The organism is Robertmurraya sp. DFI.2.37 (genome assembly GCF_029211245.1).
GTDB lineage: Bacteria > Bacillota > Bacilli > Bacillales > Cytobacillaceae > Robertmurraya > Robertmurraya methanolica_A.
Genome location: NZ_JARGEJ010000008.1, coordinates 26,511 through 43,856 on the forward strand (window position 1 = coordinate 26,511; position 17,346 = coordinate 43,856).

Sequence of the window (17,346 nt, forward strand, 5' to 3'; positions counted from 1 at the left end):
AATAAAAGGAGCATAAAAAATGAAAATCAATAATAACATTCAAGCTTTAAATGCTTACCGCAACTTATATCAAAACCAAGCGGCAACTTCTAAAAACCTTGAAAGACTATCTTCTGGATTACGTATTAATCGCGCTGCTGACGATGCTGCAGGACTTGCGATTTCAGAAAAAATGCGTTCACAAATCCGCGGCTTAAAGCAGGCGGAAAGAAACTCGCTTGATGGAATCTCCCTCATGCAAACAGCTGAAGGAGCGATGACAGAAGTTCACTCCATGCTACAACGTATGCGCGAGCTTGCTGTACAAGCGGCAAACGATACAAACACGACTGAAGACCGCGAGCAAATCCAAAAAGAAATCGACCAATTGCGATTGGAAATCGACAGCATCGCATCAAAAACAGAATTCAACACACGTAAATTGCTAGATGGTTCAAGTGCGGTAGATACACAGTACGTTGCTGGTGAAATGGCAAATACGAATATCAAAAATGTACCAATTGTAACCGATCCTTCTATGAAAACAGGACGTTATCAAATTGGAATCGAAAATACGCCTGAATTAGTTTACAAATTGAATCAACCAGGCGCTGGTGTAAGTAGTAAGGATGTACTTAAAATTGCTCCGGATGCTAAGATGGGTACAAATGGTGCACAAGTATCAAATGTTCGTGTAGATGATGCTGAAATTGGTACATATTCAGTAACAATTGAGAATAAAACAACAACTCCAAGTAACCCAGATGTAACAGCTGGAAAGTCTGCTGTACCTGGATCATACCAATTAGAGATAACAGATTATGATGATTCAAATGCACCTGATCCAGCAACGTTTACAGCAACTTTAACCTATCCAGATGGTAGTACTGTAAGTCAAAATCTTGACGTAAGTATCACACCAATTACTTTCGGTAATGGAACTGAAGCGATTAATATAACTTCAACTATTTCAGGTGATGAGACAATAACTTTTGATCTTCAAACAACTGCTGACATTTCGGTTGATGGGGGAGCACCTCAATCTGTTACCTTTACAGATGGCAGTGTTCAAACAGTCAATATTGGTGGTCTTAACATAGATTTAGAAGCAGCAAGAATTGCTGATGGAAGCACTACTGTAGATGTTGCGGGAAGTGAACTAGCACTTGGTGAATACTCCATTGTCGTAACTGGATATCAAGTGGATAGTAATAATAGACCGAGTGCGACAATTGAAGTGTTTAATCCAGATGGATTCTCTGTTGGAAAGTTAGCCTCGTTAATTGGTGATACGCATGGTAGCATCCAAACAATTGGTACTGAAGATGGGAAAAAAGTTCAAATAGATACAAGTCAAATTACACAAGCTGGAACAGCAAAAGTACAAGTGGAAGCGAAAATGGAAGTTTCTGTTTCGGTGGTAGACCCGAATGACCCGACAAACGTTACTGCCATCACATTCCCAAAACAATTAACGACTTCAAACGGAAAGTTGACTCATGGTGGACTAGAAATGGAGTATGGGGCGAATGTAAAAGAGGGGGCTTCTCAGTTCGACCTTACCAATAAAGCATTAGCCTTCCAAATCGGGGCTAACACAAACCAAAATGTCATGATTGATGTGCCGCAGTTAAGCACAGTTAAGCTTGGCATTGACGAAATCAATGTGCTTGACCACGCATCAGCTAACGAAGCGATTTTCAAGCTTGAAAAAGCGATCAATCAAATTTCATCGACTCGTTCTAAGCTTGGGGCGACGCAAAATCGATTAGAGCATACGATTAATAACTTGCAAGTCACACATGAAAACTTAACATCTGCTGAGTCACGTATCCGTGATGCTGATATGGCTCTTGAAATGACTGAGTTCACGAGAAATAATATCCTTAATCAGTCTGCACAAGCGATGCTTGCTCAAGCAAACCAATTGCCACAAGGTGTTCTTCAATTACTACAAGGATAAATTTCACAAGAGAGGTAAGGCTATCTGTAGAGGTCTTTCCTCTCTTTTTTATGACAGCGATGCGATAAGAAGATTTTTCGCTCGAATGATTCGTTATGATAAAATATTGCTATCAACACAATTAAAAGGATGGATTAATCAATGGAGATCCAAAAGGTAAATAAAGCTGGTCTTGATCGAGTGAAAGCAAAAAATAACGTACCTGCTGAAAGCGTATCCTTCCAAGAAGTGATGGCAAAGGGACGTCAACAAACGGTGTACGACAAGTTAACTAAAATGGTTGAAGAAATTGAGGAACAAGGGAAGACTCTTGCAGAGAGCCGTACGGTTGATGACTTGCGTAAATATAAAAAAATGGTTAAAGAGTTTATGGAAGAAGCGGTACAAAACGGGCTTCAGCTTGAGGAACAAAGGGGTTTTAATCGCAGAGGACGGACAAAAATTTATAAAATCGTAAAAGAAGTAGATAAGAAGTTAATTGACTTGGCAAATGATGTGTTAAATAAAGAAAAGAACGGTCTTGATATTTTAAAACAAGTAGGGGAAATTCAAGGTCTTTTAATTAATATTTATACATGATTTTTTATGAAGGATTTTGTGCCGAGAACTCATCAAAGTTTAATAGCACTTGGGCAATAATTACTAAACAAAATAGAATGGCTGCCGATATATAGTTTAGATGATAAAAATAGTAACGGAACTGTGTATTAAGAGGTGAGAAAAAATGAAGATCAATCATTTGCGCAATGTAAATGTGAATCCGTATAACAAGCAAGTTGAGAAACTGGAGCAAACACAAAAAGCAAAGACGAAAGACAAAATTGAAATTTCATCAGAGGCAATCAAGCTCCAAAAGATTGGGAATATTGAGCTTGAAAGGCAAGAAAAAGTAGATGCGCTCAAAAGTGAAATTCAATCTGGCCAATATGAGTTGAATGCAAAGAAAGTGGCCGAAAAAATGTATTCTTATTGGGATGACTTGAAATAGGAGTGAATCCATTGCCTGCGAAAACAATACTTGAATCTGTAAAGGAATTAACCAGTTTACATGAAGGTTTGCATGCCATTGCCCTTCAAAAAACAGAGATGATAAAAACGGGAGATTTAGACCGTCTGCAATCGATCCTCAAAGAAGAAAATCTCTATATCAAACAGATTCGTCAAACAGAGGGCAAGCTCGTACAAGAAACGCAACTCTTTTTAGAAAAAAGTGGAGCATCTACCGAATCTCCTAGCCTATCTAAAGTAATCGATTTAGTAGAAGATAAGACGGCATTTATGACAGAAAAAACGAAGCTTGAAACTCAAATTGAGGCTTTGCGTCAACAAAATTTATTGAATCAAGATTTATTAGAACAATCCTTGCAATTTGTTCAAATGAATCTGGAACTTTTGCAGCCGGATATCGATTCTTTTAACTACAACCGTCCTGAGGTGAACCAAGAATCGCCCCATCCGAAACGGTCCATTTTTGATTCCAACGCTTAATGGAGGATATTTGTTATGACATCAACCTTTTTTGGATTAGAAACTGCCAAGAGGGCACTCACGACACAACAATCAGCCCTTTATACGACAGGGCATAATATTTCAAACGCAAATACACCAGGCTACACAAGGCAGCGCGTAAACATGCAAACAACTCTACCTTATCCGTCTCCATCATTAAACAGACCACAAATTCCAGGTCAGCTTGGAACAGGTGTTAAGGCGGGAGATATTACGAGAATTCGTGATAGTTTTACCGATATGCAATTTCGCACAGAAAGTAGCAAACTTGGATATTGGCAATCAAAAGCTGAAATGCTAAACCAAATGGAAAATATTATGAATGAACCTTCTGATATCGGTCTAGCTAATACGATGGATCAATTTTGGAATGCCCTTCAGGATCTAGCTGTGCAGCCGCAGAATGACGGTGCGCGAAGAGTCGTGCGCGAGCGGGGAATCACCCTTGCGAACACGTTTAACTACATGGCCAATTCATTGAAGACGATACAGGCGGATTACCGCAAGGAAATTGAAACGTCTCAAGATTCCATTAACTCGATTTTACGACAAATAAATGCGATTAATAAACAAATTGGTTCGATTGAACCTCACGGTTATTTGCCGAATGACTTATACGATGAGCGGGATCGGCTGCTTGATGAATTATCGACTTATATGAATATTAGGGTTGATTCGAAATCAAGTGGAGGTTTAGCATCTGCTAATGCGGAAGGAAAATTGGATGTTTATTTAGCAACACCAGAAGGGGATATATTAAAGGATTCTAATGGAAAACCTATTAAACTTGTAGATGCAACAATGGGAATCGCCACTGGCATCCATATTCAATTTGAGAATCGTTCAGAGCTCGACAGCCCGATGACGCAAATTAAGTTCTTCCAATTAAATGAGAACGAAAGCGGTTTTGCTGGCATGGCTAATAATACAGTTGCCGACCAGTCTACTAATCCCCGCTATATTTTAGAAGATTTAAATGCGTTTAAAACTAATGGCGCATTAAAAGGCTATATTGAAGGCTATGGCTATAAAATTGGCGATGATGTTAAGGGAACATATAATGATATGCTTGCCGACTTGGATCAAATGGCCTATACATTTGCGACTCATTTTAATCTCGTTCATAGTTCAGGTTGGAGCTTAAACGAGATCGAAAATGGAGAACAAAACGAAAATTTTGGTGACTTCTTTACGATCGGCACTTCGATTAAAGGTGCTGCCTCAAGATTGGCTGTTGCCGACCACATTATAGATGATGTGCGAAATATTGCGGCCGCTTCTGAAGGGAACGTAATCGCTGGAGGGATGAAGAGAGAAACTGTTAATAATCAAACAGTTGGCAATCCTTCTTATACAGGGATCTATGATTCTTCCGACCTTTCTCTTTTGACAATTACCGATGCAAATGGGGCACCTGCAACATGGCCAGCGGGAATTGATAAAATTGATGTAAAGGTCGAGTATGATTCAGATGTGGACCCAAGCACTTGGAACTATACTTTTACAGCCGTTGATGCTGACGGCAATACGTTTACTGCAACTCATTCTGCAACAAATAACCAGGTGAAATTGTTGGGAATCAGTTTTGATACAAGCTCGGTATCATCCTTAACGGATGGAGATACATGGTCATTCTCTTTCAATGCTGAAGGGGTTAAGCCGTCCGATGAAGCATTTATTGGCAATGGCTCGAATGCTCTTGCATTGGCAAATGTGAAGGATGCTCTTATCGATTTTGGAGGCAACCTTACAAATGTTCAATCATTTTATCAAGGAATGATTGGAAAGCTCGGTGATAATGCTTCTGAAGCAAATCGTATGACAGACACGGCTGCTACGTTGAAAGGTTCAGTTGAAGAAAGACGGATGTCTGAGAGCAGTGTTTCTTTAGATGAAGAAATGGTTAATATGATTCAATATCAGCATGCCTATAATGCTGCTGCAAGACAGGTAACCCTTATTGATGAGTTGCTTGATAGGGTGATAAATAACATGGGTATAGTGGGAAGATAAGGTAGGTGAGTGAACATGCGTGTTACACAATCAATGCTGTCAAATAATAATTTAAAGTATATAAGCCAGAACTATAATCATTTGTCTAAGCTGCAAGAGCAGCTAATTACAGGTAAGAAAATTACAAGACCTTCAGATGATCCAGTTATTGCGATGAAGGGGATGCGTTATCGGACCCAAGTAGTGGAGGTCGACCAATTTCGCCGTAATTTAAATGAAGGTTTCAACTGGATGGATAATGCGGATTCAGCCCTTGATGAAACGAATCAAGTTCTGCAAAGAATCCGTGAGCTTGTCGTACAAGCTTCAAACGATAGTTATGAGGCAGAAGCACGCAAAAATATTGAAAAAGAGATTAGCAGCTTGCAAGCACATATTGTCGCGCTTGCAAATACGAAGGTTGGCGAAAATTACATTTTCAACGGAACCGATACTGCTGCAAATCCAATTAACGAAAACCAATTTAATGTCGATTTCACTAAATTTGCGACCGATATGGCTAATGCGGATGATTATGTGATTAGCTATAAGGGACAAACATATAAATATGATTCTACGAACGGTGATGTGACAACATTTACAGTTCAGCCTGAAATTAAGTATAAAACGATAGATGATAATGGCGATGAGATCGAAGAAACGGGCCCGCCAGCCACGATTTCCATTGATACATCTACAACACCACCATCGATTAAACAATTTCAATTAGAAGAGCAAGAGGGCCTCAATGGGGCTGTCATTGGGAGCACTAGAGATTTAGGAGTAAATGATCTCGTTGTTTCTAACAAAGGAGCGATTTCTTCCAATACGCAAAAAGTTGAAATTGAGGTTATGAAGGGTGTTAAAATCCCAATTAATGTTAACTCGCAAGAAGTATACTCGATTGAGATGTTTAGTGGCTTAGAATCGATTAAGAAAATGTTAACAGATCCGGAAACAACGGGTGAGGAAATCACCAAAGCGCTTGATTCAATTGATGGCTATCTCAATCAAATTATTTCTACGAGAGCGGAGCTTGGAGCGCAGGTAAACCGAGCTGAAATGGTCGATAGTCGTCTTCTTGAACAGAGAGTGATTGCCAAAAATACCGTTTCCAACAATGAAGATATTGATATTGAAGAGGCGATCATTAACTTAACGCTTCAAGAAAGTCTTCATCGTGCATCACTTGCGGTAGGAGCAAGAATTATACAGCCAACATTAATGGACTTTCTACGATAAGCTATTCCTTCGGGGGTAGCTTTTTTTAAAAGGACTTTGTTGAACAGCTTTATTGATACAATGATTTTTGGCTCTTTCGTGTGAAGCCTTGCTTTCATACCTCCTTCAGTTATCTGAACGGTGAGAAAATACCCCAAAGATCAGCACCACTCCACATAAAACTGTTTTTAAAATGAAACGATGGTTTTAATTGTCATCAACTTTAGCTAAAATAGAATTATAATTCCTTAAGGGAGGACTAGCTATGAAGCTACCTCGATTAGAAATTGATAGTCACCTCGCTTATTTAGGCCTAAATAAGAGCCGATCAACAATTGAAATAAGGCAGCCTAAAGCTGATATGAGTCTGAATCAACCGCAGCCGGAAGTAGAATACATTAAGACAGACAGTAAATTGGAAATTGACCAGACGGAGGCTTTCGCTGATGCCAACTTAAAGAATCCGCTAAGAGTGGTGAAAGAGTGGGCAGCAAAGGCAAAGCAAAAGGCCCTGCAAAGCATTGCTGAGAATGCGGCAGAAGGCGATCGTCTCATGAAGATTGAAGGTCAGAACAAAAGTGTCATTCCAGACATTGCGCGGGACAACAGTGAACCTAAACAAATGCAATTTAATATTGGCTATATGCCCTCTTCGGCTGATAAAGTGAAATTCAGCTATCAGCCATCAAAGATAGAGATAAAAGTGCATAGAGGGAATTTCAATATTGATATTAAACCGAATGAACCTACCATTAAATACAATCCGGGTAACTTGCAGATTTACTTAAAGCAGAAAGCGTCAATGCAGATAAGAGCGGTAGGTGCCGCCCTCGACCAAAAAATCTAGAAGTGGTGACGAAAATGAAAATTGCAACGAAGTATCATGGTGAGATCGAAATTGATCAAGCCAATATCATTCACTTTAACAGTGGAATTCCTAGTTTTTTAGAAGAAAAACAGTTTTATGTATTACCTTTTGCAGAGGATGGGCCTTTCTTTATTTTACAATCGGTTCAAACGCCAAGTCTTGCGTTTGTGATCGTAAGTCCATTTGAGTTTTTTCCAGGCTATGAACTAAAGTTGCCGGAGCATGTAGTAGAAGTTCTCGAAATCTCACAAGCAGAGGATGTTGCAACATTTGTTATTCTTACAGTTCAGGAACCCTTCCAAAACACAACTGCGAACCTGCAAGGACCTATTGTCATAAACAATAAGAAAAAATTAGGGAAGCAAGTAATTCTTAGCGACAGCTCCTACACGACGAAGCATCCTTTAGTCCAAACTGCAGCAGTAACCGGTAAGGAGGGCTAAGCAATGCTTGTACTTACTAGGAAACTTAACCAAGCGATTCAAATTGGTGATGACATCGAAATCAAAATTCTTTCTGTTGATGGTGAACAAATTAAAATTGGGATTAACGCTCCAAAAAATGTCGAAATTCATCGAAAAGAAGTATATTTGGCAATTCAAGAAGAAAACTCGCAGGCCATAGACACGACAATGGATCTTTTGACAAAATTCTCCGATCAACTAAAAAAATAAATAAAAAAAATGAAATTAGCCCTTCACAACCTAAGAAAAATGTCGATATAATGGTTGTAACCAATCTAGTCATTCGGGCGGCCGACCAAATGACTAGATTGAACATACAAAACCACATGGATGTGGGATAAAACCATTTTCAAGGAGGAACTTATACATGATTATCAACACTAACGTTTCAGCGTTAAACACTTACCGTCAAATGGGCGTTAACAACAACGCTGGTGCAAAAGCTATGGAAAAATTATCTTCAGGTCTTCGTATCAACCGTGCTGGTGACGATGCTGCAGGTCTAGCAATCTCTGAAAAAATGCGTGCGCAAGTACGTGGTTTAGATCAAGCTAGCCGTAACGCACAAGACGGTATCTCTATGATTCAAACTGCTGAAGGTGCTTTACAAGAAACTCACAACATTCTACAACGTATGCGTGAACTTGCTACTCAAGCAGCGAACGATACAAACGTTGAAGTAGACCGTAACGAGATCCAAAAAGAAATCAACGAGTTAACTTCTGAGATTAACCGTATTTCTAACACAACTGAGTTCAACACTCAAAAATTATTGAGTGGTGGTACTAATGGTGGAAAATTCTCTGCAACTTTCCAAGTTGGTGCTAACAATGGTCAAAGTATGACAATTGAAATTGTTAACATGAGCGCTAAAGCACTTGGTTTAGAAGGTGCTGCTGCAGGTGATTCTACAGAAATCACTGATGATGGTATTGGTGATGCAGTACATGAATTAAGAAATGGTGCAAATAACCCTGCTAATGGTCAATTTAGTGGAGCTGGAGTTACAAACGGTACAGATAGCACGATTACAGGATATGCATTAGATGTAACTAGCCACGCTGCTGCTTCTGCTGCTATCGAAGTAATCAACAATGCAATTGAAACTGTATCTGCTCAACGTTCTAACCTTGGTGCATACCAAAACCGTTTAGAGCACACGATTTCTAACTTAAATAACTCTTCTGAAAACCTATCTGCTGCTGAATCTCGTATTCGCGATGTAGATATGGCGAAAGAGGTAATGGAAATGACTCGTGCAAACATCTTAGGACAAGCTTCCCAAGCAATGCTTGCTCAAGCAAACCAAAAGCCTCAATCAGTATTACAATTACTTCAATAATTAATTATTGGAATTCCCCAGGCGATATTTCGTCTGGGGTTTTTTGTGCTTTATTTTTTGCATCAAAAGATTCCTCGAATCCATCCCAATAAGATTACTCCTTTTCCTTAACCAATAATTCCCTAAGCAAGTCGTCTTAACATTTGTTGAAAAATGTCGATATTATAAGTATCTAATTAGACGGAGGAACGATAATGAAATTAACGATATTAGACCAAGTGCATACTTTTGACAGCGGAGCAAATGGAACTGAAAAGATCATTGAAAAAATTAACAGTACGACCTCTGAAAAAGCTTTGTTTTTTAGTCATTTAGTCATTGATGGTCAAGAAGTATACGAGGATCACGAAGAATATATGCTGGCTAAAAAGGGTGAGATTAAAGAAATAGAGGCGATTGTAAAAACAGTGCAAGAGCTTATTGATGATGTATTGGTTTCGTTAGATGATTATACCAATCGAGCAATTCCTGAAATTAAAGCCCTTGTTCATGAATTTTACCAAACACCCTCTGAGAATGCGTGGCTTACATTAACCTATTTATTGGACGGGGTAGATTGGATTTACCAATCATTGAAAAAAATTGATCAATTAAAACACTCTATTGTGAACTGGGGAGAATTTGTAAAAAGCATTGCCGTTTTCGAGATGGAATTACCAAACTTAATGGAAGCAATCGAAAATAAAGATTCCATCTTGATAGCAGATATTATTCAATATGAAATTTTACCACAATTTGAGATTATTAATGGCGAGACTAAGAAAAATTTTGCAATGAAATAAATCCATTGAAGTAGGTAAGATGATGCGGACAACTATGTATACGAATAAAAATATTTTAATAATAGGTGGAACGGGCACGATAGGGCGCAGGTTGACTAAAGAATTGCTTGAGCAGAACCCTAAGGTAATCCGTATTTTTAGCAGGGATGAATATAAGCAGTTTGAAATGCAACAAGAGCTTCAGAACCATAAGAATATAAGATATTTAATCGGCGATGTTCGCGATGAAAATCGGCTCTTGAGGGCAATGGAGGATATTGATTATGTCTTCCACCTAGCAGCGATGAAGCATGTTCCTGCTTGTGAATACAACCCTTTCGAAGCGGTTCAAACGAATGTGTTAGGGACGCAAAATGTTATTCAGGCGGCATTGACAACAAATGTTAAAAAGGTTCTCTTCACTAGTACAGACAAGGCAATTGCGCCAACCAATACTTACGGAGCAACTAAGTTAACCGCTGAAAGATTAATATCGGCTGCACAATACCAAAAGGGACCAAAGCAAACTATATTTAGCTCAGTTCGATTTGGGAATGTCATGGGGTCAAGAGGTTCAGTCATTCCCCTATTCATTAAGCAAATAGTAAAAGAGAATAAAATAACGGTGACGGACGCCAACATGTTGAGATATATGATGACCTCAACCCAAGCAATAAATCTAATTCTAGAGGCAAATGAAATTGCTAAGGGCGGAGAAGTGTTTGTCTTAAAGATGCCAATTATTAAATTATGTGAACTTGTTGATGTGCTAATAGAAGAGGTAACGCAAAAGTATAACTTATCAAAGGCTGTTGCAATCAAACAAATCGGTATTCGTCCGGGCGAAAAAATGTTTGAAGAATTAATGACTGAAGATGAAGTTAGAGTGGGCTTAGAAACGGGCAATATGTATATTATTCAGGCACCTTATGTTGGAAGCCATTCGTACAAGGATGCCCATCCAATTCATAATCCTCCACGTGTTAGAGAGGATGCTGCCATTGATAAAGAAACGTTAAGAAGCTGGATCTTAGAAGAGAAGCTCGTGGACAATCCATAATTCATCATGTGAAAGATTATCCGGGAGAAAAACTTAAATGTACCTTGTTCGAAAAGATGAGCTACGTGTAGACAACTGATTCACAAGTTTAAGCTCATTCGTCTATAAAAGCTAGCTGCTCTAGACAAGAGGTTTGCGTATGTTAAACTAAAATGATTTTACTGTATTGAAATCTTTTGAGAGCGAAAACCATTAGTAGAGAAGCTGGGGAATTTATAAGAATTTGCAGGTGAAAAAAATGAAAATTGCAATCATTGGGACAGGTTATGTTGGACTTGTAACCGGTGTATGTCTTGCGGAGATCGGTCATGATGTGACATGTATTGATATAGACGAACAGAAGGTTAAAAAACTAGGCAGTGGAATATCTCCTATTTATGAACCTGGTTTAGAGGAGCTGTTAAAGAAAAACATATCTGACAAGAAACTGCGGTTTACTTTAAGTCATGAAATAGGACTCAATGATGCAGACGCAGTTTATCTTGCCGTAGATACGCCGCAAAGTGAGGATGGCTCAGCAGACTTAACTTATATTTTGCAGGCAGCAAAGGATATTGCGAGACATTTAAAAAGTAATATCGTAGTTATTACAAAAAGTACAGTACCTGTTGGAACAAATAGAACTATTAAGAAAACAATTCTCGAACATCTTCAGGTAAATGTGGAAGTAGAAATAGTTTCCAATCCCGAGTTTTTAAGAGAAGGCCATGCTATATATGACACTTTTCATGGGGACAGAATTGTCATTGGTTCAGATACAAAGGCAACTGCTAATTTTGTTGAAAGGATTTACAGTCCGTTCAACCTCCCTGTAATACATACTGATATTGAGAGTGCTGAATTAATTAAGTATGCTTCTAACGCATTTCTTGCAACTAAGATCAGCTTTATAAATGAAATGGCAAATTTATGCGGAAAAGTTGGTGCGAATATAACAGACGTTTCAAAGGGCATGGGAATGGATCAAAGAATTGGCCATGCTTTTTTAAATGCAGGTATAGGATATGGGGGTTCTTGTTTTCCGAAAGATACAAATGCGTTGCTGCATATTGGACAAGAAAATGGCTATGAATTAGAAATTTTGAATAGTGTCATTCATGTCAATGAAAAACAACCGTTAAAATTGGTAGAAAAAGTACTTCGTAGATTTTCTAATTTGAAAGATAAAAAGCTCGCTGTTCTTGGCCTTTCTTTTAAACCTAATACGGATGATATGCGTAAGGCTCCTTCAATTAAGGTTATTAATGAACTGATCAGTCATGGTGCTCAAATAGTAGCATATGATCCAATTGCAATGGAGAAGGCGAAATTAGTTCTTCCTTATGAAGTGCAATACAAAGATTCCTTATATGATGCTGTAGATGGAGCAGATGCTTGTTTAGTTTTAACGGAATGGGACGAGTTCAAAAAAATTGATTCGGCAAAAATGAAGAGAGTCATGAAAACGGCTATTGTATTTGATGGGCGTTATTGTCTACCGATGGAAGAATTACAAAAGCGTGGATTTGAATATTATACCGTTGATTCTGTAAGCAACTTAGATCTTCTGTTGAAGAGGGAGGCGATTTACTTATGGTAACCGAAAATTTATCCTTTTTAAAACAAAACTATCCAGAGCTAGTAAAGAAATTGGAAAACAGATGGAATAATCAACAAGAAACCTCCTGTAGCACAATTGAATCAAGAAAAGGGAAGCCGACTATACTAATCACACTGGATGAGCGCCATATGCTTGTCCATAGTAAATATGACCCTGAAAGAGAAGCAGAACAACTAATCGATCAAATTAATATCAATATTGACGATTATGAGCACGTGCTATTTTATGGTGTCGGGCTAGGCTATCATGTAAAGGAATTTTTAAAGAGGCATCCTAATTTTAATTTTTCTATTTATGAACCAAGTATAGATATTTTTCACGAGTTTATAAATGTACAGTCACTAAAAGAGCTCCCACTTCACAAAGCAAAAAATATCTTTGTCGAAAATTCGAACGAAGAGGGGAAGCTTTTTTTAGAACAGCTAACACATAATATCCGAGAGCGGATTCTGCTTATCGTCTTGCCTAGCTATCAACAAATATTTAAAGAAAAATTCGTGCTATTCTCTGAAAATTTTAAAGCGGCGGTTTCTTCTAAAAGACAAACTTTGTATGTAGACAGTGCTTTTAGTACAAGGTGGACATTAAATAGCTTAGTAAATTTACCAAAAACTGTTCAAACTCCCAATATATTAAGCGATGAATTTAAGCTTCGATTTCGCAATAAGCCCCTAATTATCGTATCAGCTGGCCCCTCTTTAGAGGACGAATATGAAAACCTTCGTTATATAAAAGAAAAAAAATTAGCTTATATTTTTGCAGTAGGTTCAGCAAACCGGGCGTTAATTGCACAAAATATTATACCTGATGCGGTTTGTACCTACGATCCTCAAGGGCATAATCATCAGGTTTTTGCAAGTATGATTGAACAAGGGATTGCAGATGTTCCTATGATTTATGGAACAAGTGTTGGTTATGAAACGTTAGAGATGTATCAAGGTCCAAAGCTACATATGGTTACAAGTCAAGACACGGTGGCAAAATATTATTTAAAAAATTCAAATGGTGGCGAAATGGATTTAGTTCAGGACGCGCCAACCATTGCCGCAGTTACCTTTCAGCTAGCGGCAAAACTTGGATGTAATCCTGTTCTGTTTGTTGGGCAAAACTTGGCTTTTAAAAATGAGCAGTACTACTCAAAGGATGTTGAGTACCAGCAAAAAAATCGTTCTATAAAGGTAGAAGAGAAGGATCGCCAATCCACTTTAGTTGTTGAAGACGTTTATGGAAACAGCATTGAGACGAATTCTTCTTTTAATAGTATGAGGGAATTCCTTGAAAACCAAATTAGCGAATATCCTAATATAGAAGTAATTAATACAACTAAAGGTGGAGCAGCTATACAAGGAACAAGCTTTAAACCTCTAGAAAAGTTGATCGATGGAGAATTAAATAAGGAAGTCGTGGATGAGAATTGGTATTTAGGTATTGAGAATAACTATGATATTAATTATCTACTTGAATGCTGTAAAAAAATTGAACGATCAATTGACCGGTTTCGAAAAGATTACAAGGAAGTTCGTTCGACTTTAGTAGAAATGCAGGCGAGTGTCGAAAGTAAAAAAACAGACAAGTTGACAAAAATTATAGAGAAATTCAACAAGTTAATGAAGAAATTCATTGGAAATGAAATCTATTCTTATTTTGTTCAACCGATTCTTCGGACCCAATTTCAAGCATTAACCATTAAAGCGGCAAATATTCGGAAGCTGACAAGTGAAATTGAGCGAGCAAAGTTGATTATAGAAGGGTATTTCCCATTTATAGAACAATGTAAACAAACGTTTGAATGTGTTTCTGCTAATATTTATAGAGTTCATTGGGAACTTTCAAATAAAGTTGAAATGCCGCTAAGTAAATTTTACGCAAGCGATTGTGGGGCTTTCCACTATATCGGAGAATGGGAAAAGCAAAACCTAACGGCTGGTTACTCTGTTGACTACTCTATGAAACAAATGAACGGAAGAAATAATGCTTCAGTAAGTTTTCGTTTTAAAGGAACTTCATTAAAAATTTTAGGTTCAATGAGAAGAGATAGTTCAAGACAAATAGAGATTACGATTGACGGAAACACAGAAAAGATTTCAGTAAGAAATTCAGAGCTACATAATTTTGAAACAGCAAATTTCAAGCAAGTCCTGTTTGAGAAGCATCATTTAAAAAATGAAGAACATCTTATTGAGATAAAAGTGTTAGATAAAGGAAATTTCGTATTCTCAGGAATAGAAACTGCTTCAGATAGCCGGATTAGCCATGTACATGAAGTGAGCAAAATTGAGGAATTAGAACTTGGCAAGAGAATTCGCTGCCACTATAAAGCTACATATAATAAAGTCGGTGAATTTTTAGGTTTAGGTGAAGAAACTAAGGAGTTTATTCCACCTGAGTCTAGCGCATTTCCCGATGGAGATTTTTACTTCATTATGGTTGATGAGGTTGCTGGTAAAAAGAAATTGATTGCTGATCGAAATGTGCAGCATAGTATTTCGTGGGATCGACTTTATGAGAATGGAATCGCAACTTCAAATGGAAAGGAAATATTTAAGGATAAGAAGAGTTACAGTTTAAAAGCTAAGTTAATGTCGGGTGGAATATCTCCAGACGATATAGATAATGATTGGGATAAGTATATTGTCAATGGTATTTTCTCAGCAAATATTCATCCAAAAGATGAATTTATGTGGAATGCTGGTAAAAAATTATATGGGTATCGTATTACCTCATGGACTAACTCTATCTTAAAAAATAATGTCAATAGAAGGACTAGAAGAACTCTTGAGGGAGAAAATTCTTTCGCTACAGAAATGGGGTCGAATACCAATTCAATCAAAAGCTATATTGGGTTTCGACCGCTACTATTAATTGTTGATACTGATTAAGTAAATGAGGATGATGATAAGTGCCAGGACTTTTTGGTTTTCATGATAACACCGAGGTTAAGAATGAGAGACTAATACATGATATAGAAAGAATACTGAAATATTCTGAGAATAACTATCTTGATGAAGTATTTATCCATAATGAAGTATGTATAGGTAGAGTGGCTAATGGGATATTAAATAAGGAACCGATGCCATATAAACATAGAGACTTGCTTATATGGCTCGATGGAGAAATATATAATTATGATGAAATGTTGGAACAACTTAATATTCATAATATAAGAAGTGCTGAAGCAATAATAGGAGAAATAATTTATTTAAGAAAGAATAATTTATTTGCAAAAGTTGACGGTGTATTTTCCGCAGTTATCTATGATAGTAAAAATAAAGAAATTTTACTTGTGTCAGACAGAAATGGGTTAAAAAATCTATATTATTTGGTTCATAATGAAAAGTTTTATTGGTTTTCAGAAGTAAAGGTAGCTAAAGTGTTAAAAAAATTTAAAATACAAATAGATAAGAATTCTGTAAATGTCTTTTTTGAAAAATATAATCGAGGACATTTAAATGGTGATAAGACCTGGGTTGAAAGGATTAAATTATTAGAAGAAGCAATGGTAGTGAAATGGTCTATTAAGCAAAAAAGAATTACATTTACAGAAAAATACTGGTCATACGATAATATTAGTATTTACAAAGAAGATACAATAAATAGAATAGAGGCAATAGAAGAATTATCTAGATTGTTTAAGAAGGCAGTTAAAAAGAGACATAGTAACAAAGAATCTATTGGATTATTCATAAGTGGGGGTCTAGATTCTAGAGCAATTTTTGCTGCAATACCTCATTCTTTTAGGAACAAAATAAATTTAATTTCTTTAGGGGAAAAAGGAAGTGCAGAATTAAAAATTGCTCGAATGGTATCAGCTTTAAGGGACTCTGAGTATAAGGAACATTTAATCTACTCAGGAAATTGGTTAGAAAAGAGATTACTTGGTTTATGGAAGGTTGATGGACATGTTTCCTTGTCGCATTTTCATCTTCAACTTTCGAGTATTGTTAAAGAAGAAAAACCATTCGATATTAATTTAAGTGGTTTTTTAGGGGATGCAATAGTGGGCGGATCATATATTCAAAGTGAAGAAAGAGGAGATTTTTTTAAAAATATCAGGAATAGGGGTCGTAGGAGAATAAATGAAGCAATGAATGCAGTGAGCCATAGTGTATTACACCGTTATCCGTTTCTTGATAATGATTTAATGAATTTTATACTTGCACTACCTCAAGAATGGATAAAAGGATCTAAGCTATACAATGAAATGTTATTAAATACTTTTCCGGAATATTTTATGTTTATTCCTTGGGAGAAAACAGGATATCCGATTTCACAAGAAAATCATTTTGATTTTAATTTTGATAAAAAAATGGTTGAATTTTATAGTTTTGGTGCACCAAATTATGGCACTCTTCTTAGGGAAGATAAAGAGAAAAAGTTAGTTGAATATATTTTGTTCGAAAATAAAAATAGAATATACAATAATTTTATTAATGAAAAGTATGTAAAGTATGAATGGGAAATGCATGTAAAGAAAGAAAAAAACTATTCCATAAATATATTGAAATATGTGTCATTTGAAATTTGGTTACAACAGTTGTTTGAGTCTAATTATATATCATTAGGATAATCTCCTAATGAGATAGTAGG

The 17,346-nt window shown here is 36.9% G+C and carries 15 protein-coding genes; all 15 read left to right on the forward strand.

The window, feature by feature from the left end:
- Window positions 1–19 precede the first annotated feature (19 nt).
- A complete protein-coding gene (locus tag PZE06_RS06460; RefSeq protein WP_225310623.1) occupies window positions 20–1,942 on the forward strand; it encodes a flagellin N-terminal helical domain-containing protein in 1,923 nt (640 codons plus the stop codon).
- Window positions 1,943–2,083: 141 nt separating this feature from the next.
- Window positions 2,084–2,521 carry a YaaR family protein gene (locus tag PZE06_RS06465; RefSeq protein ID WP_095311883.1) on the forward strand — a complete coding sequence of 146 codons (438 nt, stop codon included), beginning with the start codon at window positions 2,084–2,086 and terminating at the stop codon, window positions 2,519–2,521.
- Between the two features lie 145 nt (window positions 2,522–2,666).
- Window positions 2,667–2,930: a flagellar biosynthesis anti-sigma factor FlgM gene (flgM, locus tag PZE06_RS06470; RefSeq protein ID WP_095311881.1), complete on the forward strand. Its 264-nt coding sequence runs from the start codon at window positions 2,667–2,669 to the stop codon at window positions 2,928–2,930.
- 11 nt (window positions 2,931–2,941) lie between these two features.
- Entirely contained in the window at window positions 2,942–3,430 is a 489-nt protein-coding gene (locus tag PZE06_RS06475; RefSeq protein WP_191963173.1) for a flagellar protein FlgN, read from the forward strand.
- A gap of 15 nt (window positions 3,431–3,445) precedes the next feature.
- Window positions 3,446–5,464, forward strand: coding sequence for a flagellar hook-associated protein FlgK (flgK, locus tag PZE06_RS06480; protein WP_095311877.1), 2,019 nt, complete (start codon window positions 3,446–3,448; stop codon window positions 5,462–5,464).
- A 15-nt stretch (window positions 5,465–5,479) separates the two neighbouring features.
- Entirely contained in the window at window positions 5,480–6,685 is a 1,206-nt protein-coding gene (flgL, locus tag PZE06_RS06485) for a flagellar hook-associated protein FlgL (RefSeq protein ID WP_095311875.1), read from the forward strand.
- A gap of 244 nt (window positions 6,686–6,929) precedes the next feature.
- Complete coding sequence (locus tag PZE06_RS06490) at window positions 6,930–7,511, forward strand: DUF6470 family protein (protein WP_150914853.1); 582 nt, start codon at window positions 6,930–6,932, stop codon at window positions 7,509–7,511.
- 14 nt (window positions 7,512–7,525) lie between these two features.
- Entirely contained in the window at window positions 7,526–7,975 is a 450-nt protein-coding gene (gene fliW / locus PZE06_RS06495; protein WP_095311872.1) for a flagellar assembly protein FliW, read from the forward strand.
- Window positions 7,976–7,978: 3 nt separating this feature from the next.
- A complete protein-coding gene (gene csrA, locus PZE06_RS06500) occupies window positions 7,979–8,206 on the forward strand; it encodes a carbon storage regulator CsrA (RefSeq protein ID WP_095311870.1) in 228 nt (75 codons plus the stop codon).
- 157 nt (window positions 8,207–8,363) lie between these two features.
- Window positions 8,364–9,338: a flagellin N-terminal helical domain-containing protein gene (locus PZE06_RS06505; RefSeq protein ID WP_150914854.1), complete on the forward strand. Its 975-nt coding sequence runs from the start codon at window positions 8,364–8,366 to the stop codon at window positions 9,336–9,338.
- A gap of 194 nt (window positions 9,339–9,532) precedes the next feature.
- Complete coding sequence (locus PZE06_RS06510) at window positions 9,533–10,120, forward strand: hypothetical protein (RefSeq protein ID WP_150914855.1); 588 nt, start codon at window positions 9,533–9,535, stop codon at window positions 10,118–10,120.
- A gap of 22 nt (window positions 10,121–10,142) precedes the next feature.
- On the forward strand, window positions 10,143–11,159 hold the full coding sequence (locus PZE06_RS06515) for an SDR family NAD(P)-dependent oxidoreductase (RefSeq protein ID WP_150914856.1): 1,017 nt from the start codon (window positions 10,143–10,145) through the stop codon (window positions 11,157–11,159).
- Between the two features lie 238 nt (window positions 11,160–11,397).
- Window positions 11,398–12,738, forward strand: coding sequence for a UDP-glucose dehydrogenase family protein (locus tag PZE06_RS06520; RefSeq protein WP_150914857.1), 1,341 nt, complete (start codon window positions 11,398–11,400; stop codon window positions 12,736–12,738).
- Complete coding sequence (locus tag PZE06_RS06525; protein WP_150914858.1) at window positions 12,732–15,638, forward strand: motility associated factor glycosyltransferase family protein; 2,907 nt, start codon at window positions 12,732–12,734, stop codon at window positions 15,636–15,638. Before PZE06_RS06520 ends, PZE06_RS06525 begins: the two co-directional genes overlap by 7 nt.
- A 20-nt stretch (window positions 15,639–15,658) precedes the next feature.
- A complete protein-coding gene (locus tag PZE06_RS06530; protein ID WP_150914859.1) occupies window positions 15,659–17,326 on the forward strand; it encodes an asparagine synthase-related protein in 1,668 nt (555 codons plus the stop codon).
- Window positions 17,327–17,346 lie beyond the last annotated feature (20 nt).